16 protein-coding genes are annotated in these 22,577 nt (G+C 53.1%); 5 read left to right on the top strand and 11 right to left on the bottom strand.

From position 1 onward, the window contains the following. Nucleotides 1-21 precede the first annotated feature (21 nt). From nagP to nagK, 4 genes are all read right to left on the bottom strand, one after another. Nucleotides 22-1,320, bottom strand: a complete 1,299-nt coding sequence (nagP, locus tag ACFO3I_RS10175; RefSeq protein WP_377333879.1) for an N-acetylglucosamine MFS transporter NagP — start codon at nucleotides 1,318-1,320, stop codon at nucleotides 22-24. A gap of 82 nt (nucleotides 1,321-1,402) precedes the next feature. Beyond that, the gene (nagA, locus tag ACFO3I_RS10170) at nucleotides 1,403-2,515 is read right to left on the bottom strand and encodes an N-acetylglucosamine-6-phosphate deacetylase (RefSeq protein WP_377333878.1); all 1,113 of its coding nucleotides are present in this window, start codon (nucleotides 2,513-2,515) and stop codon (nucleotides 1,403-1,405) included. Nucleotides 2,516-2,525: 10 nt separating this feature from the next. Beyond that, nucleotides 2,526-3,524, bottom strand: coding sequence for a glucosamine-6-phosphate deaminase NagB-II (gene nagB-II / locus ACFO3I_RS10165; RefSeq protein WP_377333877.1), 999 nt, complete (start codon nucleotides 3,522-3,524; stop codon nucleotides 2,526-2,528). Nucleotides 3,525-3,552: 28 nt separating this feature from the next. Then, entirely contained in the window at nucleotides 3,553-4,446 is an 894-nt protein-coding gene (nagK, locus tag ACFO3I_RS10160) for an N-acetylglucosamine kinase (RefSeq protein WP_377333876.1), read from the bottom strand. Between the two features lie 353 nt (nucleotides 4,447-4,799). Between nagK and ACFO3I_RS10155 the strand changes: the two genes are divergently transcribed. Beyond that, the gene (locus ACFO3I_RS10155; RefSeq protein WP_377333875.1) at nucleotides 4,800-7,346 is read left to right on the top strand and encodes a family 20 glycosylhydrolase; all 2,547 of its coding nucleotides are present in this window, start codon (nucleotides 4,800-4,802) and stop codon (nucleotides 7,344-7,346) included. A gap of 79 nt (nucleotides 7,347-7,425) precedes the next feature. On the opposite strand, the gene ACFO3I_RS10150 is transcribed toward ACFO3I_RS10155, so the two are convergent. The 5 genes from ACFO3I_RS10150 to ACFO3I_RS10130 form a co-directional block, all read right to left on the bottom strand. Further along, the gene (locus tag ACFO3I_RS10150) at nucleotides 7,426-7,635 is read right to left on the bottom strand and encodes a hypothetical protein (protein WP_377333874.1); all 210 of its coding nucleotides are present in this window, start codon (nucleotides 7,633-7,635) and stop codon (nucleotides 7,426-7,428) included. Between the two features lie 70 nt (nucleotides 7,636-7,705). After that, the gene (locus ACFO3I_RS10145) at nucleotides 7,706-8,704 is read right to left on the bottom strand and encodes a Gfo/Idh/MocA family protein (RefSeq protein WP_377333873.1); all 999 of its coding nucleotides are present in this window, start codon (nucleotides 8,702-8,704) and stop codon (nucleotides 7,706-7,708) included. A gap of 531 nt (nucleotides 8,705-9,235) precedes the next feature. Further along, the gene (locus ACFO3I_RS10140; RefSeq protein WP_377333872.1) at nucleotides 9,236-9,967 is read right to left on the bottom strand and encodes a SapC family protein; all 732 of its coding nucleotides are present in this window, start codon (nucleotides 9,965-9,967) and stop codon (nucleotides 9,236-9,238) included. 130 nt (nucleotides 9,968-10,097) lie between these two features. Beyond that, nucleotides 10,098-11,123 (bottom strand): cupin-like domain-containing protein, encoded by a 1,026-nt coding sequence (locus ACFO3I_RS10135; RefSeq protein ID WP_377333871.1) that lies wholly within the window; start codon nucleotides 11,121-11,123, stop codon nucleotides 10,098-10,100. Nucleotides 11,124-11,200: 77 nt separating this feature from the next. Continuing rightward, on the bottom strand, nucleotides 11,201-13,852 hold the full coding sequence (locus ACFO3I_RS10130; RefSeq protein ID WP_377333870.1) for a TonB-dependent receptor: 2,652 nt from the start codon (nucleotides 13,850-13,852) through the stop codon (nucleotides 11,201-11,203). Between the two features lie 492 nt (nucleotides 13,853-14,344). Between ACFO3I_RS10130 and ACFO3I_RS10125 the strand changes: the two genes are divergently transcribed. Further along, the gene (locus ACFO3I_RS10125; RefSeq protein WP_377333869.1) at nucleotides 14,345-15,370 is read left to right on the top strand and encodes a LacI family DNA-binding transcriptional regulator; all 1,026 of its coding nucleotides are present in this window, start codon (nucleotides 14,345-14,347) and stop codon (nucleotides 15,368-15,370) included. A 385-nt stretch (nucleotides 15,371-15,755) separates the two neighbouring features. Here the strand turns inward: ACFO3I_RS10125 and ACFO3I_RS10120 are convergent, their stop codons facing one another. After that, entirely contained in the window at nucleotides 15,756-17,006 is a 1,251-nt protein-coding gene (locus ACFO3I_RS10120) for a DUF819 family protein (RefSeq protein ID WP_377333868.1), read from the bottom strand. Nucleotides 17,007-17,040: 34 nt separating this feature from the next. Here ACFO3I_RS10120 and ACFO3I_RS10115 point away from each other — a divergent pair, with 34 nt between their 5' ends. From ACFO3I_RS10115 to ACFO3I_RS10105, 3 genes are read left to right on the top strand one after another with little or no spacing between them, the layout of a single operon-like run. Beyond that, the gene (locus ACFO3I_RS10115; RefSeq protein WP_377333867.1) at nucleotides 17,041-17,328 is read left to right on the top strand and encodes a hypothetical protein; all 288 of its coding nucleotides are present in this window, start codon (nucleotides 17,041-17,043) and stop codon (nucleotides 17,326-17,328) included. Continuing rightward, the gene (locus tag ACFO3I_RS10110) at nucleotides 17,325-18,071 is read left to right on the top strand and encodes a 3-hydroxybutyrate dehydrogenase (RefSeq protein ID WP_377333866.1); all 747 of its coding nucleotides are present in this window, start codon (nucleotides 17,325-17,327) and stop codon (nucleotides 18,069-18,071) included. The genes ACFO3I_RS10115 and ACFO3I_RS10110 overlap by 4 nt, the downstream gene beginning before the upstream one ends. A 48-nt stretch (nucleotides 18,072-18,119) precedes the next feature. Next, a complete protein-coding gene (locus ACFO3I_RS10105; RefSeq protein ID WP_377333865.1) occupies nucleotides 18,120-21,590 on the top strand; it encodes a PAS domain-containing hybrid sensor histidine kinase/response regulator in 3,471 nt (1,156 codons plus the stop codon). On the opposite strand, the gene ACFO3I_RS10100 is transcribed toward ACFO3I_RS10105, so the two are convergent. After that, a complete protein-coding gene (locus ACFO3I_RS10100; RefSeq protein ID WP_377333864.1) occupies nucleotides 21,587-22,522 on the bottom strand; it encodes a LysR family transcriptional regulator in 936 nt (311 codons plus the stop codon). The genes ACFO3I_RS10105 and ACFO3I_RS10100 overlap by 4 nt on opposite strands. Nucleotides 22,523-22,577: the final 55 nt, after the last annotated feature.

Here is a 22,577-nt window from a genome sequence, read left to right as displayed (position 1 = left end):
CAGCCGGAGTGCGTGTAGCTGTCAGTTCCAGCGTTGCAGCTTATGGCCTTTGACGGCATAAAACAGAATAAGCAGATAACAAGGCAGCATCGCCAGGTAAGCGCCTTGTTGGCCCAGGCCGGTGCCGCTCAGTAAACCCCAGAACAGCGGGCCAAAAGCACCACCAGCGATGCCCATAATCAGCAGCGCCGAACCAATGCTGGTCAGAGCGCCTAAACCCGACAGCGCCAAAGGCCAGACCGCAGGCCAGACAATGGCGTTGGCCAGGCCCAGTACCGCAATAAACAGCAAGGTATCTGGCAAGGCAGTACCACCAAAAGGCACCAGCAGTGCATTGGAAATAGCGTAGGAGCTGCTGTCGCCAAAGGCCACTATTAGCGTTAACACCAAGCCCAATACGGCAGAGATCGCCAGCGCTTTTTGCTGCGACAACACCTGGGGGATCAGCACAATACCCAGCACATACCCCAGCACCATACAGACCATGGTGTAAGACGTCATCACGGTGTAGCGCTCTACTCCCAGTGACAAAGCAAACAAACCAATAGTGTCACCGGCAATCACTTCCACCGCGACATAGACAAATAACGACAGCACACCCAGCACCAGCGACGGTTTGGCCAAAGCCGCCTTTAACTGCGCCATACCACGGGTACCGTCTTGCTCTTTTGGTAACTCAGGTAATGGCGAATACTTCACCGCCAGCGCCAGTAAGGCCAAAAAGGTAGCCAGCCCCAGGTACGGACCAACTAAACCAGAGGCCATGTCATTAATTTGCTCTGGAGTTAACACCGTGTCGGCCGGGGCCGAGAAACCACTGACAATCAAGGCGGTAAAGACCAATGGCGCTACCACACCGGCGGTTTTATTCAGAATCCCCATAATGCTGATACGCACAGCTGCAGTGTGTTCCGGGCCAATTTTTACCACGTAAGGATTAACCGCTGTTTGCAGCAAGGTCTGACCTGTGCCAATCACCAGCTGAGCCAGCAAAAACAAGCCAAAGGTCTGGGTTTGCGCGGCAGGAATATACAGCAGGCCAGCCAGCATCATAATGGCCATACCCAACGCCATGCCGTTTTTGTAACCGACTTTGCGGATCACCCAAGCCGATGGCAAGGCCGTAAAAGTGACGGCGATATAAAAGGAAAACAGCACCAACGACGCCTGAAATGGCGACAGTTGCAACATCTGTTTTAAATAAGGCATCAGCGAGCCATTCAGCCAGGTGGCAAAACCCAGCACAAAGAACAGCAATGCGACTATCGCCATCGGCACCACACTGCTGCGCGCCTTAGAGGCGTCAACTGTCATTTCCATGTTTCCTTCCTGTTGTTTGTCGTTCTTATTGGATGCCTGCAGCCAGCAGCGCAGGTGGCTGACCGCTGGCTTGGGTCGAAAATTAACTCAGTTGCTGGCCAGCGAGATAGCAGGCAGCTACCGCTCCCTGCTCGTTCAGCAACACCAGATCGGCAATATAACCAGGTTGCAGCCGGCCACGTTCAGCGGCAATACCTAAAAACTCAGCCGGGTACAACGACGCCATGCGCAGTGCTTCGCCCTGTTCCAGCCCCAGCACCTGCACGGCATAACGCACGGCGTCGGCCATATCCAGCACTGAACCGGCCAGGTTACCTTCGAGGTTGGTTAGCTTATTGCCCTGACGGATCACCTTGCCTTCAAAAAAATCAAACTCGGTCTGGCTGGTACCGACCGGCGACATGGCGTCAGTCACAATCAGCAGTTTGCCTTTAGGTTTGGCTGCCAACGCCACTTTCACCGCCAGTGGGTGAATATGATGACCATCTAAAATCAGGCCACACCAGCTATGAGGATCAGCCAGTGCTGCGCCCACCACCCCAGGCTCACGCGAGGTCAATGGCGACATGGCATTGTATAAATGGGTAAAACCGCTCGCTCCGGCGTCCAGCGCCGCCAGCACCGTCTCCGCGTCTGTATTGCTGTGGCCCAGACAGACAATCACGCCAGCGTCCACCAGCTGACGAATTTGCGCCGGAGTCACGTTTTCCGGTGCCACTGTGACGACTTTGATGCCTAAATCGGTGCGCCGGTAAATGGCCATCTCAGCGTCAGACAACTGACGGATATGCGCGGTTGGATGCACGCCGCGTTTAGGCACCGATAAATGCGGGCCTTCGAAATGCACACCTGCGATACCGGGTTCTTTAGCGGCCAGTGCCTGTGCAATGACATCCGCGGCAGCTTGCATGGTGCCGACCGAATCGGTGATCACGGTCGGCAACAGCAGGGTACTGCCAAACTGAGCATGCGCTTTGACCATAGTACGCAGCGCCGTCAGGCTGGTGTCGGTGTTAAACAAAGCACCACCGCCGCCATTCACCTGCACATCAATAAAACCTGGTGCCAGAGTCAGCGGCAGCACCTCGCCTGCTGCCGGTTCAACCCGGACTATACGGCCGTCCTGCCAGCTCAGGCATTGGTTGTTCAGCCACTTTTCACCGTCAAACAGACGGGCCACTGCAAGCTGCTGCATGAGGCTGCTCCTAAACTGTTTTGGTCACTTTATTCAGCCCTGGCGGGGCATCCGGGTTCACACCGCGGGCGCGGGCCACGGCTTCGACGTCCAGATAAAAACGCTGCAGTAATAACAACGGCAGAATACGTGGGTTGGCACTTAATTCAGCATGGTGCAGATGCAAAATGCGGGCACCACGGCTACGCACTTCGGCAATTTGCGCCTGATGAGCGGCATTGGCCTCGTCGGCAATGCTGACATCGATAATGGCGAACTGATCTTTCACCAGGGTCACAGGGCCATGTAAAAACTCGGCACTGGAGAAAGCTTCGGCATGAATACCACACACTTCTTTTAACTTGAGTGCAATTTCACGGCTGACGGCGTAGCCCGGACCACGGCCCAACACCACACAGTGTTTGACGCCGTCCAGCGCAGAGGCGGTCAGCTGAGCAGGCAGCGCTTTAGCCTGCTCCATCAGTTCTGGCAAGGCAACCACAGCATCTTGCAACTCTTTGCGACCCGACCAGGCCGCCACCAGCTGCAATAAAGCACTTAAAGTGGCCAGATAGCTCTTGGTGGCCGCCACCGCTTTTTCAGCGCCGACATTCAGTGGCAATACCTGATCGGCCTGCTCTGCCAATGGTGAGCTGGTGTCATTGACCAACGCAATCACCGGAGCGCCAGCGGCTTTAGCCATGGCCACCTGCGCCAGAATATCCGGGCTGCGGCCCGACTGGGAGATCACCAGCACCAGAGCGCCGGTCAGGTCGAGCTGCTTGCCATACACACTGGCAATGGACGGTGCTGCCGCCGTGACCGGCAAGCCAATTTCAATCTCAATCAGGTACTTGGCAAACACACCGGCGTGGTCAGACGAACCACGGCCGACCATATACACATAACGGGGTTGGCGCTGCCGGATCAGATCCACCACAGCCTGAATAGCGCCGGCGTTGGCCTGAAGTTGTTGCTGAATACGTTGAGGAGCTTCGGCCGCTTCCTGCGCCATAATGGTACTGGTCATACAAAGTTCTCTTTCACTACGGTTAAATTCAGGCCGGATGCCGCTGGCGGGCAAACCAGATGGCACCAAACTCAGGTGCCTGCAATGCCGGAGTAACCCGGCTTTGTACCTCGGTGGCCAGATATGGCACTAATTTTTGCGCCAGACCGCCAATCAGCGACAGCCGTGGTGGGTTCAGGCTCAGCAGTCGCAGCGCAATGGCATCAATATGCGCCGCTGCCTGGCGGATAATCTCTGCAGCTATCAGGTCGCCCTGTTCTGCGGCAGCAAACACCAAAGGAGCATACTTCGCGTAAGTGGTTGGGGTGGCATGCATAAAGAAATCGACCAACGCCAGCGTTTCAGTCAGCTTCAGCTCTTCGCACAATAAATCGGTCAATAAGGTGGCTGGGCCCAATAAATCTTTCGCCAGCAATACATGATGCACCAGTTGCAATCCCATCCAGGCACCACTACCATTGTCACCATAAGGAAAGCCATGGCCGCCGACTTCAATAATTTCGCCTTTGACATCAGCCAGACCACAGGAACCAGTTCCGGCAATAATCACTGCGCCATCACCGCCCTGATGCGCCCCAATACAGGCCACATGCAAGTCGCTGGTCAGGTACATGGCCTTAAACGGGTGTTGCCAGTCTGAGAAAATACGAAAATATTCCGGCATATTGACGCCGGCAAGGCCGGCACCAACGACCAGCTGATCAATGTCTCTGTGTGCCAGGCCGGCACAGGTCAATGCCTGATGGGTGGCCGATAAAATAGAGTCAGTGGCGACTTTCATGCCACGTAACGGGTTGGCGGGGCCAGACAAGCCCTCTCCTACCACCTGATTGTCTGCTGTGGTCAGAATGACGCGACATTTACTGCCACCGCCATCAATCCCCAAAAACAATGGGCCTTCATAGCCTACTGCTGTCGTCATCCCATCAACCTCGTTGCATCGTCATTCCCATTCAGCAGCCCTTTGCCAGCCACTGAACGCTGCTGTTTGTTATTTCAGCAAAAAGCTGAATTGACAGCGTTGTCATTTTTCCAGTTCAGCATATAATAATTTTGACAAATAACAAGACCCTTGTTTAAAAATCGAACTTTAATTTTTACAAAGCCCCGGCTTATTTAAAAATTATTAAATTGAATCAAATAATTATACACTCCAGCCACTGAAGATAGCAGTGTCATGGCGAGTGGTCTGCGTTCTTTGTCCTCTGTCTGCGCAGGCAGGGAAATCCAGTAAGCCGTACCGGGCTGACTGAACAACAGTTGAGGGAGAGAGCAATGCGTTACCTGTTATTACTGCTGTGTATCTGCAGCCAGCCAGTGTTGGCCTTTCAGAACCAGCAGCAACTCTACCAGTTTGCTGCAAAAACCCGTTTGATGTTTGCGGTAAAATCGAATTTTGGCGCTAACCAAAATGCATTCAGCGGCGAAATAGCGCTGCACAATGACTCCAAACAAGCCTTGCCAAAAGGCGAAGCCCCCTGGCGGATTTATTTTCATTCGATCCGTAAAATTAATACCACCCTGAGTGCAGGCTTAGAGATCAGCCATATTCAGGGAGACTTGCATCAGATTAAAGCCAGCAAAGACTTTGCCGGTTTAGCCGCCGGGCAAAGCATACGCCTGGAATTCAGTTCGGCGCCCTGGATTGTCAGCTACAGCGACTGGATGCCACGGGCCTTTATTAGCAGCGGCAAACTGAAACCGGCAATATTTGCCAATACCAATACCGAAGACTTCAGCGCTTTCGTCGAAGCCTCCACCCGTCCTGAGCAGTTGCTGCGCTTTGATCAGCCCAGTCAGGATTTATACCCGGTGGCAACCGCAGAGTCGCGCTTTGCACAAAACCAGCACCAGCAAAGCAGCAAAAAGCAAAACGCCCGCTGGTCGGTGATCCCGACACCACAACAACGTGAAGACGACGACGAATCGATCACCTTGGGTGCTGGCTGGCAGCTGTTCCATCAGGGTCGCTTAAAACAAGAAGCCGTCTACTTACAACAACAGCTCAAAGCACAGTTTGGCCTGGATTTGCCATTAACCAGCCAGCCTGGTCCACGTCAGATCCAGCTGGTCACCTCTGAGGATCTGCCACAGGCTGAGAGCTACCGCTTAACAGCACAGCCGAACCAAATTCTGCTTGCCGGAACCGACAATGCCGGTGGTTTTTATGCCGTGCAAACCTTGTTGGCCTTGCTGGAAAAACAGGGCGACAGCATTCAGCTGCCGCAGACCAAAATCAGTGACTGGCCGCGTTACCGCTGGCGCGGTATGCATTACGACATGGCGCGCAACTTCCACGGCAAAGCAGTGACCTTGCGGCTGATTGAACAAATGGCCCGCTACAAACTGAATAAACTGCACCTGCATCTGACCGAAGATGAAGGCTGGCGTCTGGAAATTCCGGGTTTGCCTGAGTTGACCGATATTGGCGGAAGCCGTTGCTTTGACCTGACCGAACAGCAGTGCCTGCTGACCCAGCTGGGAACAGGGCCGGACAAATCCGGTTCAGGCAATGGCTATTACAGCACCGCAGATTTTATTGAGATCTTAAAGTATGCCGCCGAGCGTCATATTGAAGTGATCCCTGAAATTGACATGCCTGGCCATGCCCGCGCGGCGGTGAAAGCCATGCAGGCCCGCTACACCAAACTGAAAGCCAAAGGCCAATTGGAACAGGCAAAACAATTTTTGTTGTCAGACCCGGCGGACCAGTCGGTGTACCTGACAGTGCAGAACTACAACGACAATTCGGTGAATGTTTGCCTGCCTTCGGCCTATGCCTTTGCCGACAAAGTGCTGTATGAACTGCAGCAGATGTACCGCCAGGCCGGTGTAAGGCTGAACACCTTCCATATGGGCGGTGATGAGGTTGGCGCTGGCTCCTGGACTGCCTCGCCTGCCTGCGCTGCGTTAATTGCCGAAGCCGACAACGGTGTGTCTGGTGTGGCAGATTTAAAACCCTACTTTGTCAGCAAAGTGGCCATGCTGGCGGCCAACCGCCAACTGGCACTGGGTGGCTGGGAAGATGGCCTGATGTATGACGCCAAAACCCCCTTTAACCGGGCGCAGTTTGCCAACCCGGCGGTAATCGCCAATGTCTGGGACAATATCTGGGAATGGGGTGTGGCGGATCGTGCCTACCGGCTGGCCAACGCGGGTTATCAGGTGGTGCTGTCGCATGGCACCCACCTGTATTTCGACCACCCGTACGAAGCCCACCCGGATGAGCGCGGTTATTATTGGGCCGCCCGTTTTACCGACCTGGCCAAAGTATTCGGTTATATGCCGGACCATCTGTATGCCAATGCCGATAAAACCCGCGAAGGCCAACCCATTTACGATTTAGAAGCCTTGCTTGGCCGCGAGCTGCCAAAACTGGAACAACCTGACAATATTCTGGGCATTCAGGGCCAGATTTGGAGCGAAACCATTCGCACCGCTGAGCAGCTGGAGCAGTTGCTGTACCCACGCTTGCTGGCTTTGGCTGAGCGGGCCTGGTACCAAGCGGAATGGGAGTCGGATGAGCCTGATACCGCAGCTCGCAACGCCGATTATCAGCGTTTCAGCCTGGCCTTGGTGCAACAGGAGTTACCAAGGTTACACGCCGCTGGTGTGGCACTCTACCTGCCGCCTCCTGGCGCCGTGCGGCAAAATGGCCTGCTGCTGGCCAACAGTGCCTGGGACGGCTTAACCATTGAATACAGTACAGACAATGGCCAAAGCTGGCAGCCGTATCAGGAAGCCGTCAGTGTGCCGGCTGGCCCTGTGCAGCTGCGCACCTCAGCGCAAGGCCGCCAAAGCCGGGTGACTCAACTCGACTGAGTTGAGGTTGTACCACAGCGTTTAAACAAGGCCGGTACTGTACCTAATGCCAGTCAGTTAAGCTGACTGGCATTGTTTTTTACCCCACCGTATCAGAATTCACCTGAACTAAAACAATAAACGAGCTGAATCTATCCAAAGCGAGGAAAGGTAAAGAACTAAGCAGACCGTCTTTGGCAGGGATGCCAAAGCCGAGCCTACAGGGAACGTATTCACGGCGTGTCTGCGTGGGCTTTGCCTTTTCCGCTGCAGCTGAACCAACTCGTGAATAGATAAGCAGTTTTTGCATAAAAACTGCTTATCTGACTGGCATTAGGTTCTCTACCGGCCTTTTTAGTGCGGCTTACCGGCAGAGTGCTTTATGCCTGCGCCAGGATCTGATCCATCACCCAGTTGGCGCGCAGCGCTGTTGTGCCGGTCGAAGGATGGCCACTGCCCTGCAGAATGTCCTGCACCATAGTGGCAATATGTGGCTGCTGAATATGCTGCGGATGTGCAATGCGCAGCTCTTCGATGCCGTCAGCAGTCTGCAGCCGCAGCGGTTCATCATCAAACACGGCGCAGTCAATCCGGCCCAAACTGCCAATCAGGCTTAAGCTGTCTTGCCGCTGTGCCGACACAAAGTTCCAGTAGCCACTACCAAGCACACCTGACTGAAAACGCCAGATGGCGGTGACGGCATCTTCGGCGGGGTACAAGGCTGCTTGGCGCGCGGTAAAACCTTTTACCTCGACGATGTCGCCGAGCAGGTGCATCAGCAAATCCAGACCATGGCTGGCCAGGTCGACAAAATAACCCCCACCGGCCTGCGCCGGGTCGACCCGCCAGTGGGCCTGCCCGCTTAAATCCAGCTCAGAGGCAATACGGCTGAAATTCCAGTGCACCTGCCGGACCTTGCCAATCCGGCCTTGTTCCAGCCAGCTTTTTAGTTGCAGAAAACGTGGCAGGCAACGGCGGTAATAAGCCACATAAAGCGGTAAACCTTGTTGTTCAAAGGCCTGCACCATCCCGGCGCACTCGGCGGCATTCAGCGCCATGGGCTTTTCAACACAACAAATTTTGCCCGCAGCCGCTACTTTCAGCGCCAGCTCTTTGTGGCTGGCTGGTGGCGTCGCGATATAAACAGCATCAACCTGCGGGTCGGCAATCAACGCATCCGCATCGCTGTACCAGACCGGCACCTGGTGCCGGCGGGCATAGTCCGCGGCTTTGGCTGCGTCGCGGCGCATTACCGCCACTAAAGCCGACCCCTCGACTTTCGCAAAAGCCGGGCCGCTTTTCAGTTCAGTCACATTGCCGCAGCCCAAAATGCCCCAACGCACCAGGCCAGGAATAGGCAAATTGATCAATGGTTTCAACAGAGTTCTCCATAGGCTTGATGAGGAAGCAGAATCGAGGGTAAATAAAAAAGCAGGATAAGCGCAAAGCGTTATCCTGCAAATACCCGGGAACAAAGTCCAGTCGAAAATCAAAGCGGCTTGCACCGCCTGATCAACCCTACCTTGCAGATTGGGCGAGATTGGCAAACAAAAAAACACATCCTTGTCATCACACCTCTGCAGCGCAACTACCACACCACAGAGAAACGACCTATTAAACAGTTCCAATGCCAGCACATTGAAGCTGCATGTTTACAACAACAGATTGCCGCATTGGACTGCTTAAAATACATATGACAACGCTGTCATGAGTACTATGACGCGGTTAACTCACCAGTTCAAGCACTATTTTGTTTTATTTTTAAGCAATCTAGTCCGTCGCATCCGGGTCACCTTTGCAGGTCAACAGGCATAGAATTCAACCCGGACAAATAACGAATAACACGGACCTGAGGGCATAAAAAAACCCGGCTTGTGCCGGGTTTTTATCAAGGCTTTTAATGCAGGCGATTAAGCAGCTGCAGTCGCGTTCAGTTGACGCTGACGCTCACCCAAACGCTGCACTTGTTGCAGAGACATCAGGTGGGCATAGATTGGCGGTAACATGCCTTTGCTGCGCAGCAGGGCAAATTTGTCAGCATCCAGCTCGTTCAGTTTGGCTTCGTCAATGACGTAGAAACCAGTCAGCTCACGCTTGTTGCCATCCAGTTCGATAGTCAGGCTCTGTGGGCTCAGCAGGTCCAGTTCAGCCAGAGTGCGGTTGAACTCTTTGGTTTGCTCCATCTGACGTAAGAAGTCAGCCATCGCTTCTGAGCGCTTTTGTAAAAACTCAGACTGGCTGCCGTCTTCATTAAACAGCGCGTAACCTTTTTCTGTGTTGACCATAGGGCTGCCTTCAGCCACGCAGATGTACAGATTGTCTTTATCTGCCGGGTCATTTGGGTTGGCCATCAGTGCCAGCGGGAAATTGCGGAACGCGCGTGGTACGTACAAACCCAACCACTTGCCGTCATTCACCATCATATTGGAACCCTGCTGCAGTGACAGCATCGCAATAGCTTCAAAAGCACCAGCTTTTTCGTTTTTCAGGAAAACCACTGGCAGCTCAGCACCCACACGAACAAACTCATGCGCTGACACCGGCACTAAATGTTCTTCTTTAATATGAAGAAAGGCTTGCTCCACATCGATTTTGGTATTGGCGTGTTTTTCTTTGTTTAATGGAGCGATTTGCAACGACATAACTAACCTCTGTACAACTTTTAATAATGGGGCCATTTTTATCATGTTCGGCCCGGACCTGTGACACCGACACTACCACTATTTGCCCCTGAACTGCAATCAGCACAGTAGCAATGGAAACTGTCGATGTTTAGTTCTTTTCCAGATGTTTTTGTAACTGACCGACCAGCCAGCTTAACAGCTCTTTTTGACGTTTTGATGTAAGGTCTCTTTGCATCGCATTCACCGTTGCCGGTATGTGCGAAAACTGATCTGCACCTTTTCGAAGCACAAAGTAGTCGAATAAAGAGGCCCATGCACTACGAAGATCGTCCGGTAAACCGTTTAACGCCATCATGCTGTGCAACATGGCATCATAAGGTGATTGTTCAATCGCATCTGAGCCTATGCTGCCACCCCACCAGTAATTCAGCAGCAAATTCACATCATCCAGAGACTCCACCTGGTGCCACCACAAGGCGGGCAAAAACAATACATCGCCAGGCTCTAACTCGGCGCGCCAACTGGCTGCAGCAGCTTGCTGAAATTTAGGGTAACGCCCGTCTGCGCTATCGGTTTTCCGTACCATGCTGATTGGCGCGCCCGTGGGCGCAAAATCAACCGGGCCTATATAGAGGTTTTCCACTTGCTCCGGCGGATACAAAGTAAAGACCCGTCGTCCGGCAACCACACAAGCCAGATTATCAGCGTGGTCCAAATGGGTGGGTACCGTGATTCTATTGCCAAGCCAAATGCGCCCGCCAATATCTGGCGACAAATAAGGATTTGGATTCTGTTCCATTAAACCCGGCAGGCAGCGTTTTAGTTCGGCACTTTGCAGCGCTATATGAATAGCATCCGGTTGACCGGCAATTTTCAGCAGTTGCTGTAACACCACCGCCACAGGATATTTGCGGCGCTCAAAGTTAAAGCCGGTCATTTCCGTGTTGTAAAACACTTCACCTTTTGTGGTCGGGTCCAGCAATAAGGTGTCCACTTCCAAGCCTTTGTCAAAAGGCGCGAGATAGCGGTGCAACGCAGCAGGGCTTTGCTTCGCCGCTTGGGTCACAGGCCAGTCCGCTACCAGGTCCGACAGTATGACAGGCCGTCGTGCCGGTACGATTTCCTGAAAAAACTGCTGTTGGCTTATCCCTTTAAGCCGTTTCACATTCTGCACCCTGTACCTCCATTGCAGAAAAAAGGGTTAACCTAAGTTAACCCTTTCTATCAGCTCTTCCCAGAGAACTGCTCGGATTAGAACGCCATTCTGGCGCCTAATACAAAGCGACGACCGTTCTGGTACAGTGAGAACAGACGGTTTTCATCTGTATTAAACTCACGCACTTCTTCATCTGTCAGGTTAATGGCTTCCAATGTCAGAGAAATGTTCTCTGTCAGGTTATAACCGAAGCTGGCGTCCCACTGACCGTACGAGTCGTTCCACAGTTCTGAACCGTTAAAGTGCAGGCCTTTGTACCATTCAGTTCTGTAGTTATACATCAGACGGGCGCTGAATAAATCATCTTCATAATAACCGGTCAGGTTATACATATGCTGCGAAGTCCCTTCCACCAGGCCTGAACCCGGTAAATCCAGGTTACGCTCTTCGTCGCGGTCCGCATCTGTGTAGGTATAGTTCGCCATCACGCCAAACTGACCGAAGGATTGCTGATAGCTCAGCTCCATACCTTCAGTGGTGCCACCTGGGCCATTTTCAGGACGGGTAAAGGTTACATCCACCCACTCATCCCCTTCTTCCCAGTACCGTTGGTCCACAAAGGTCGAGAAGCTGGTGTAGCTCTGCACATCTTTAAAGAACCAGGTTGCAGCCAATACAGAAGATGGATTGAAGTACCACTCGTAGCTGACATCAAACTGGTCTACCAGCATTGGTTTCAGATAAGGGTTACTGGCCGAACCAGTAGGCTGGGCAACATTCAGTGAACCATAGGTAATGGAGTTGGAGATTTTATTCCAGTCCTGGCGGGCCATTACACGGGCTGCACCCACACGTAAGATGGTGTCTTGCGCCACATCGAACGCAATGTTCAGGCTTGGCAGCGCTTCTTTGTAGTCATTGTCAGTTTCAACCCAGGCTAAGTACTCTGGATCTAACCAAACACGGTCAATAGTTTTCAGGCCCCAGCTGTCACCAGAAAACTCGTAACCACCTGAAGTCTGAGCGGTATCGACATAACGCAGGCCGATGTTACCGCGGAAGCCTTCCCCTTCAAAATCACCCTGCACGTAGAATGCAGTAATGTCTTCTTCCACGGCCCAAATCTCAGCCAGGTTTTGTGAGCGGGCATAGTCGGCTTGTACCCCGTTCAGGCTACCAAAGGCAATTTCTTCCATACGGTATCTGTCATGCAGTACCTGCTGTGACAGATTGCCGTTCACCACGCCGTCTACATTCACTGCACCCGTGGTTAAACCACAGGCTGACAAGTTCGGGCAGGTACGGAAGATATAGTTCAGGTAGTTATCAGTCGGATCGTCCATCGTCTCCGGACCATGCCAGCTATAAGCAATACGATCCTGAGTCCGCTCTGCCTGACGCAGTTTAACGCCCGTCTTGATCTGATTGAACACGCCAAAATCGACCGGAATTTCCAGGTCAACCTGAGCATATTTTTCTTCATCAGTCGTCGGCTTCTCGCCACCCCAAATCCAGCCAGCGTTAAAGGCGGCACCATCACTGCCTAAGGTGTCCGTATTGACTGTTGGTTTTGAACCGCGTAAATCGAAGTCATAGTCGGTTGTCGTACCGTATTCCCAAGATGTCTCACGTAAAGTACCGCCGTCGGCGTCGGTACTACCAACCTGCACATGCAGCTTGGAGTGACCTAAATCGTATTTAATATCTAAATCGACCGATTTGGTTTCTGTGGACGCGACACGGTTAATGAAGTTGTAAGCCACAGTACCGTCTGCCACCTGACCGGCCACCAGGCTGTCGTTCACATAAGTTTCGTCCGATAAAGAAGCGACGTTGTTGTTCACAAACAATAACAGATTGGCGTTATGGTTATCTGCATCCACCTTGGATGACAGCAGGTTCAGCGTCATCTCCAGAGCTTCGGTAGGACGGTACTGGAAAGAACCGAATACGGTTTCACGTTCACGTTTTTGCTCAAAACGCGGCACCCCGATATGGCTTGGTACTTTGGCGTCAACGTCAGGATTGGTTGGCCAACCTAAGACTTCGAAACCTTCACGCACTAAAGAACGGTCTTGTTTAAACACAGAAACCAACGCACCAAAGGTTTCTTCATCGTTTTTCCACGAATACAACCCAGCCAGTTGCGGATCGGTTTCTTCAGACAATTCTGAATACTGACCTTCCACCAACAGGTTGATGGTGTTCTGCTCCATCTCGAGCGGCTTGCGGGTTTTCAGAACCACAGTACCACCGATAGAACCCTCATCAATGCTGGCAACCGGCGACTTATAGACTTCTAAATCTTTTACCAGTGCTGAAGGCAGCATGGTGTAGTTGAAGCTACGGCCTGGGTTATCCAGAATAAACCAGTCGGCAGTGGCGACGGTTTGACCATTTAATAAAGTTCGGTTTGTGGCAGAACTGGCACCACGGATGGTGATTTTTTCACCTTCACCAAATTCACGGCTGACACCAACACCAGTAATACGGGATAAGGACTCAGCCACGTTTTTATCCGGAAACTTACCAATATCTTCTGACGTCACCACGTCGACAATGCTGTCGCTGAAACGCTTGGCATTCAGGTTCGCCTGCTGCGATGCGCGGATACCTTTGACCTGAATCACTTCAACCTGTTGTTCTTTTGCAGCGGGTTCAGCCGCCTGATCGGCCCAGACTACGCTGGACAGTGCGCCTGCACCAATCAGCAGACCCATTTTGACCGCTAAAGTGCACTTATTCATTTTATTGTGCAGCATAAGCTCCTCTCCCATTCCTGATGTGTTGTGCGATGTTTATTTTTGTACGTCCTGAAACAACAGTCGTTTTGACTTTCGCCATGACAACGCTGTCATTAAAAATTAACATACACAAAAAAATTCGCCTTTGCAAACTCCTTTCGTTGAAAATTTAGACGAATTTTTGAAATCAAAATTGTGGTTTTAAAATTGACTGGTCAGTAAATTTTGGCGATTGGTCGTGAGTTCGTTAACAGAGACAACAATTAAATCACTGATTTTATTGAATAATTAATTCAACGCTTAAAGCAGGTACAGAAACGGCGCCTTTTCTGTACAAAAAGCTGTAAATTTAGATTTGCTGTTTGGCGTAAAAACAGTTATCCCTAGACTTAATCTTTGTTACAAATTGACCAGCGTTGTCATCTTAGGCTTCAGGTTCTGCTGAATTGCCTGAAAACACGTTGTTTTTCTGCCGACGGATTTGCCGGGATAACCATGAAAGTAACGATCCACGATGTAGCCGCCAGAGCTGCGGTTTCCATCAAAACTGTGTCGAGGGTGATGAACAATGAACCTTCGGTCAAACAGGCCACTATAGATAAAGTGCATGCGGCCATGCGCGAGCTGAACTATCAGCCCAACGCTGCGGCCCGCAACCTGGCCAGCACCAAGTCGTACAGCATTGGTTATCTGTACGACAACCCAAACGCTTATTATGTGATTGATATGCAACGGGGCTTGCTGGATGCCTGTCGCAAGAATGGTTACGAGTTGCTGATCCACCCGACCAATGCCAAATCGCCCGGCATAGTGCAGGAAGTGATTGATCTGGTGCAGCACGCCCGACTGGCCGGTTTGGTGTTGACACCACCTTTTTCTGAGATGGCGGAAATTGCTGAAGCCCTGACCAGCATTGGTGTGGACTTTGTGCGTATTATTTCAGGCTCCACCCCGTCACCGAAGCTGACCAATTGTGTACTGGTCGACGACTTTACCGCCGCCTTTAAGATCACCAACCACTTACTGGAGTTGGGGCATACCGAGATTGCGTTTTTGTGCGGAGACGAAGAACACAGTTCCAGTGGCGAACGTTTAGCAGGGTTCAAAGCGGCGCTGAATAAGCGCGGCCTGAATGCGAACCCTAAGTTTATTCTGCCGGGTAGTTACTCGTTTGAATCAGGAGTGAAAGGAGCAAACCAGCTACTGGCCATGCCACACAAGCCGACCGCTATTTTTGCCTGTAACGACGAAATTGCTGCAGGTGCGCTGTTTGGCGCCCGGCTGCAACATATTGAAATTCCGCAGCAGCTGTCGATTGTTGGCTTCGAAAACAGCCCGTTCTCACGCCAGACCTGGCCACCACTGACCACCGCGCATCAGCCTAACCCAACCATAGCCCAGCGCGCCGCCGAGTTGCTGTTTAAACACACCCGTACCGGCAGCCATGTAACCGCCGAAGACCAGCCAGTGTTTATTCCGGAGTTATTAGTACGGGAGTCCAGCGGACAGGTTCAAGCTTAACCTTGCTTTGTCCTGATAGAAAAAGGCCGGTCCCAACGTACATGGGACCGGCCTTATCATTTTCAGGGCCAGGCCGACAATGCCGCCAGCCTGACGAGGATGACGGCGCGGTCGTAATCACCTAAATCATCGGCTGGCTGGCAAAGCCGTCAAGCTAGGCTGTGCCGGGAGCATACACCCAGTATGTGACCGGCCCACTCAGAACAGAAGGCGGCGAAGACAATGCCGCCAGTCTGGCCGAGGATGACGGCACGGTCGTAATCACCTAAATCATCGGCTGGCTGGCAAAGCCGTCAAGCTGGTCAGGGCCAGGAGCATACATACAGTATGTGACCGGCCTGGCCCGCGAAGACAATGCCGCCAGCGTGGCGAGGATGACGGTGAATTAAGGCGCCACTTGTTGCAGTAGCAAACCTGCAATATAACCCCCATAAGTCCCCAACGCATACCCCAACACCGCCAGCAACACACCGACAGGTGCCAGTGACGGGTGGAATGCCGCAGCAACCACAGGTGCAGAAGCAGCGCCACCGACGTTAGCCTGACTGCCAACCGCCATATAAAACATCGGCGCTTTGATCAGGCGGGCAACAAAAATCAACAGGCCGGCATGCACCGACATCCAGATAATGCCAACCAGGAACATCAGTGGGTGGTCCATAATGGCGGTCACATCCATATGCATACCAATGGTCGCCACCAGAATATAAATAAACACCGAGCCCAGCTTGGATGCACCAACTGCTTCTAAATTACGGGCTTTGGTAAAGGACAAGGCCAGACCCAAAGTGGTGGCAATCAGCACTATCCAGAAGAATTTACTGGTCAGGCTGTACATGGCCAGTTGCGGCGCATGCAGTTCAATCCAGGGGGCCAGAAAATCAGCCAATAAATGCGAGACACCCGTCACCCCAAAAGACACAGCCACCAGCACCATCAGGTTATTCAGCGTCGGGTTGCGCGAGTTCTCGGCCTGGTACTTTTCCACTTTCTCACGCAACGCTTCAATACCACTGACATCGGCGCCATTGGCTTTATCAAAACGGTTGGTATTGGCCGCTATCCACAGCAGCACCGCCATCCAGATATTGGCGACAATCACATCGACCGTGATCATCACAGAGAAAATCGGCCCACCAACACCAAAAACTTCTTTCATCGCTGCCTGGTTAGCGCCACCACCAATCCAGCTTCCGGCAATAGTGGTCATGCCGCGCCAGATAGCGTTTTCGCCTTCACCACCCAGCGACTCCGGCGCAAAACTGCCAACCAGCGCCAAGGCGACCGGGCCGCCAATGACAATACCGGCAGTACCGGTCAAAAACATAATCAGTGCTTTCGGGCCCAGGCCCAGAATGGCTTTAAAATCGATGCTCAGCGTCAGCAACACCAGACTGGCAGGCAGCAGGTATTGCGACGCCATTTTGTAAAGGCCGGACGCATTGCCATCAATCACGCCAAAGCTGTTAAACAGCGACGGAATGAAATAACACAGCAGCAGTGCAGGTATATATTTGTAGAAGGCCTGGCAGGCTTTGTTCTGGCTGTGGCTGGTGTGAAACACCAGGCCAAGGATCAGCGCCAATAAGCCCAGCACCACCGCATCATTGGTGATCAGGGCGGAAGAATGTTCCATAAAAACCTCGGTTGTCTGTGCTGCGGCAGTTTCTTTGAACCGCTTCATTTGCCTGTTTGATGCCAAAATTACACTGAACTTTGCAAAACATCATGTTTCTACCAGGCTGAACTGCAGCTTTATTAAATTTATCTTTTACGTTTCGCCGCTAATTTACCACAGCCGCGAGGGCTGGCAAAGCAAGGCCATCCCATCGGACCAGCTTCAGGCCGATTTTAGCGCGAAGCTCCGCAAGCAGCTTTATAACACTAAAGCACTGTTGCCCGGTTGCGGCTTCAGCTCTAGCATCACCTTAACAGATGTAATAAGGGCAGCAGCATGAAGGTATTGATCACAGGTGGTACTGGCGGGATAGGTTTTGCAGTGGCGCAGCAGTTCGGCAAAGAAGGGCATCAGGTGATCCTGGCTGACCTGAGCCCGGCGCTGCTTCACAGCAAACAACAAGAGTTGGTGGCACAAGGCATTGACGCCCTTGTGCAGACGCTGGATTTAACCAGCCAGGCCTCCATTGACGCCTGCGCCAGTCTGGAAGTGGATGTGCTGGTCAATAATGCCGGCATTCAGCATGTGGCACGGCTGGACGACTTTCCGCCGGAGAAATGGGCGCAGCTTCTCCAGGTGATGCTGACCGGCCCGGCCATGCTCAGCAAAGTGCTGTTGCCGGGGATGCGCCAGCGTGGTTTTGGCCGCATTATTAATGTCGGCTCCATTCACGCTCTGGTCGCTTCGCCCTTTAAATCCGCTTATGTGGCGGCCAAACATGGCCTGCTGGGTTTTAGTAAAGTGGTCGCGCTGGAGAATGCCGATTTTGACTTTACCATCAACACCATTTGCCCGGCTTATGTACGAACCCCACTGGTCGAATCACAAATTGCCGATCAGTGCCGCGAACACGGCCTGACCGAACAGCAGGTGATTGAACAGATTATGCTCGCCCCTATGCCACAAAAAGCTTTTATTGGTGTCGATGAAATTGCGGCAACCGCCAGCTTTTTATGTCAAAACGCAGCCCGTCATATCACGGCCCAGACACTGGTGCTGGATGGCGGCTGGACAGCACGATAAGGCCACAGGCAGAATAAAGCCAAAGCCTTTATGGAACATGCGCCTCTGATGACTATCGCCAGCAGCAGTATTGGTCTGGGAACCATTGCCGCCATTTCGTTGCTGTATTTGCTGGTGTTGCTTGGCGTCGGCACTTTGGGGCGGCGGATCAGCCGTCACCATAAAGTGTCGCCCTGGATCTTCAGTTTTGCCTTGTCCATTTACTGCACCTCCTGGGCTTTTTATGGTGTAACAGCTCAGGCCGCCAGCAATGGCTGGTGGATCCCGCCCACTTATATCGGCTCCATCCTGTTGTTCTGGTTTGGCTTTGGCCTGATTGCCCGTATTGCCATTGCCTGTCGCCGCTACAAAATTACCTCGGTCGCCGACTTTATTGCCACCCGTTATGGTCATTCCCGTTTATTGGCCATTCTGACGACCCTGATCGTGCTGGTGGCGATCATTCCTTATATTTCGCTGCAACTGCAGGCCATCAGCACCAGCATTCAGGCGCTGGTGTTGCTGCAGCCAACCGAAGACTGGTATCGCGACACCGGCCTCTATGTCACCTTATGGCTGGCGGTGTTTGCGCTGCTGTTTTCCGGCAAAAGCGCCAAAGCGCACCAGCCTAATCCAGGGTTGATGGCGGCCATTGCCTTTGAATCACTGGTCAAACTGCTGGCGCTGCTGGGTATTGGTTTTTTTGTCTGTTTTGGTTTGTTCGACGGCTTTGGCGATATCTTCAACCAGGCGGCACAACACCAGGCGGTGCAGCAGCTTCAGCAGCAGGCGTCGCCCACTTATGTGTATTGGCTGCATGTGCTGCTGGGCTTTTTGGCCACTTTATGCCTGCCACGCCAGTTTCATGTCAGCTTTGTCGAGAACCAGCAGTTGAGCCAGTTACACCACGCCCGCTGGGTGTTTCCGGGTTACCTGCTGCTGATGAGTCTGTTTACCCTGCCGCTGGCGCTGGCCGGCATCATGTTGCTGGGGCCGCAAAGCAATATTGATTTGGTGGTGTTGCAACTGCCGCTGGCGGCCAACCGCACCGACATGGCGCTGCTGGCTTATCTGGGTGGCTTCAGCGCTGGCACCAGCATGGTGATAGTGGCCACAGTAGTGCTGGGTATTATGATCACCAATGACTTGTTAACCCCCTTGATCTATAAAGCGCAAAGCGCAGAACTGCAGGGCAAACAACGGATTAAAGTGGTGACCTTGCGGCGCTGGTCCATGCTGGCGGTGTTGCTGCTGGGGTATCTGTATTACCGCTGGATAGGTTCAGGGGCAGGCCTGGCCGGGCTAGGCCTGATGGCTTTTGCGCTGATAGCCCAGCTGGCGCCGGCGCTGATCATTGGCCTGTTCAGCCAGAGGGTGAATAAACAAGGGGCTGTGGCTGGCTTGCTCAGTGGTTTTGTCATTTGGGCTTATATGCTGCTGTGGCCTGAGCTGGCGCGGGCTGGTTTTATCTCCAGCAGCTGGCTGAACAGCGGGCCTTTTGGCATCAGTGCGCTGGCGCCCAATTCACTCTCAGGCAATCAGCTCGACCCCCTGAGTTTAGGGGTGGTGCTGAGCCTCTCCATCAACACCTTCACCTTACTGCTGGTCAGCCATTTCAGCAGCACACGCCTTGGCGAATGGCTGGAAAGCCAGCGTTTTTTACGCCGCGCCCCAGATAAAAACAGCGAACCACAGCCTCATAATTTATCGGTGCAGGACGCCTTGTTATTGGTGCGGCGTTTTGCCGGCGAAAAAGAAAGCCGCCGCCTGTTGCAACGTTACCATCTGAGCGAACACAACTTTGGCCAACATGCCAACCCGGCGCTGATGCAGGCGGTGGAACGCAGCCTGGCGGCTGTGGTTGGTGGTGCGTCGATGCGCTTGTTGCTGCAGGCCAGCAGTAAACATGCGCAACTGCCCATCGACACAGTCGCGCGTTTTGTCGACGAAGCCAGCCAGGTGTTTCAGTTTAACCAGGCGCTGTTGCACGCCACCATCGACAATATCAGCATGGGCATCAGTGTGGTGGACGCCGATCTGCGTATTATTGCCTGGAACCAGCGTTATCTGCAGCTGTTCGATTACCCGGCAGGCCTGGTGGAAGTGGGCCGCCCGGTGGAAGACTTATTGCGTTTTAACCTGCAGCATGGTCGTGCCGGACAACGCCTGACCGAAAAAGAAATCTGCACCGAAGTGCAAAAACGGCTGGCTTATCTGCGTCAGGGGTCCAGTTATAAATTCCAGCGTCAGCAGCAGGACGGCCGGGTCTTTGAGATGCAGGGCAACCCCTTGCCCGGCGGTGGTTTTGTCACCACTTACAGCGACGTCAGCTCCTTTATTGAAGCGCAGCGCGCTCTGGAATTGTCCAACGACACGCTGGAACAACGGGTGCAATTGCGTACCGCTGAACTGGAACAACTGAATCAGCAACTGCAGCAGGCCAAACAGCAGCTGGAGGCCAGCACCGCGACCAAAACCCGCTTTTTTGCCGCCGCCAGCCATGACCTGATGCAGCCTTTTAATGCAGCAGCCTTGTTTTGTGGCCTGATCCGCGAACGCAGTCACCAGGCCGACGTCAAACAACTGGCGCAAGACCTGAACCTGTCGCTCAACAGTGCCGAAGAGTTGCTGTCCGGCATTCTGGAACTGACCAAACTGGATGCCGGAGTGATCCATGCGCAAGCCGAACCCTTTGCGCTGGCTGAACTGTTGGAACACAGCGCCCGCGAAGCTGCGTTGCTGGCACAAAACAAAGGCCTGAGTTTTCATTACCAGGCCACTAAACTGGGCACCTGCAGCGACAAAAAGCTGCTCAAACGACTGGTGCAAAACCTTCTCAGCAATGCCATTCGTTACACCCACAGTGGCAAAGTAGTGTTGGGCGTGAAGCGCCATCAGGGCCAGCTGCGGCTGCTGGTGGCCGACACGGGGGTCGGCATAGCGGCCGACGAGCGACAACGGATTTTTGAAGAATTTCACCAGGGCAAACAGGCCGACCAAAAAGGCCTGGGTATTGGCCTGGCCATCAGTCAGAAAATCAGCCAGTTGCTGGGCCATCCGCTGGGCTTTTATTCGGTGGAAGGCCGCGGCACAATCTTTTATCTGGACCTGCCCCTGTGCCGGGTGCAACAGAAAAAGCAGCTGCAAACAGCCGTCAGTCCCAAGGCCTTTTTCCAGCAGAAAAAAGTGCTGCTGCTCGACAACGAGCCGGTGTTATTGCAGGCGGTCAAAGAGCTGCTGTGCAGCTGGCAACTGGACGTGCAGACTGTGTCTGGCCCGGCCCAGGCCCTGGCTGCGGTGCAAGCCGGTTTTTCACCGGATTTATTGTTGTTTGACTATCACTTAGACCAGGGTGCGACTGGTGTGGAAGTGGCAACTCAGCTGCAACAACACTTTGGCATTCAGGCCCATGTGGTGGTCAACTCAGCCGACCCCAAGCCAGAGATCCGCGCACAAGTGCTGAATGCCGGCTTCCACTTTATGCTCAAACCCCTCAAAGAAGCAGCGCTGAAAAGGTTGTTTCAGCGCTTGTTGACCTAACCTGGCTTGGATCCAGTGTCAGCCAGGTCAGCCCCCATCTGTCGCAGCACAGCTTCAACCTCAGCAATCACCCTCAGTGCTGATGGGGACTGGCTTCGGTGTTTCATCCGGATAACACCAAAGCTGGATAACAACTCAGGCTGATCTGACACTTGCAGCTCCACCAATTCTCCTTCAGCCAGAGCCGCAGCTACTGACCCATGGATCACCCCTAAAATGGTGTCTGACTGCATCGCCACAGTGCGCAACAACGCAATATCATCGCACTCCAGCACAACGGGCAAGGGGTCACCCGATGCCAGACCAAAAGCTGATGCCACCAAAGCCCGGGTTTCCGCCGGCAGCCTGGTTGTTGCAACGCCAAAAGGCAACAGCTGCTGCATTCGGATATTCTGACCTGCCAGGGGGTGATCAGGTCGGACAAAAAAACCTCCGGGCACAATGGCCAGCGGCTGAATCAGCACATCCTGTTCAGCAATAAAGCTCCGGCTGTCTGCAATAAAAAACTCTATATCTTCCTGACGTAACCTATCCAGCAAAATGTTCCAGTTGTAAATCTCAATTCGCAGGGCTAACGCTGGTAGTTGCTGACGCAGTTTTGGCACCACCTGATGCATCACCATAGCTGCGGGAAAAGGCCCAATGCCAAAAGCCAGACTCCCCAGTTGCGACCGACCGTACAGCTGCAGATCGTTCTGCAGCCCCCTGCTTACCAGCAAAATTTGGTATGCCCGTTCCAGCAGAAACTCACCAGCAGGTGTCGGCCGGACCTCAGCAGCTTCCCGCTCAAACAACCGTAAATTGGTTTCCTGTTCCAACGCCTGAATACTGCGACTGAACGCAGGCTGGCTCAAATGCACACGTTCAGCGGCACGGCCGAAATGCCGCTCTTCCGCGAGCGCAACCAAATGCTCCAGTCTGCGTAGGTTCATAGATCACCATGCTGTTTTTGCATTAAATTGATGTAAATAATGCATTAGAAACATA

The organism is Rheinheimera marina, from assembly GCF_042654345.1.
Lineage (GTDB): Bacteria > Pseudomonadota > Gammaproteobacteria > Enterobacterales > Alteromonadaceae > Pararheinheimera > Pararheinheimera marina.
This window is presented reverse-complemented; position numbering and strand designations above follow the sequence as displayed.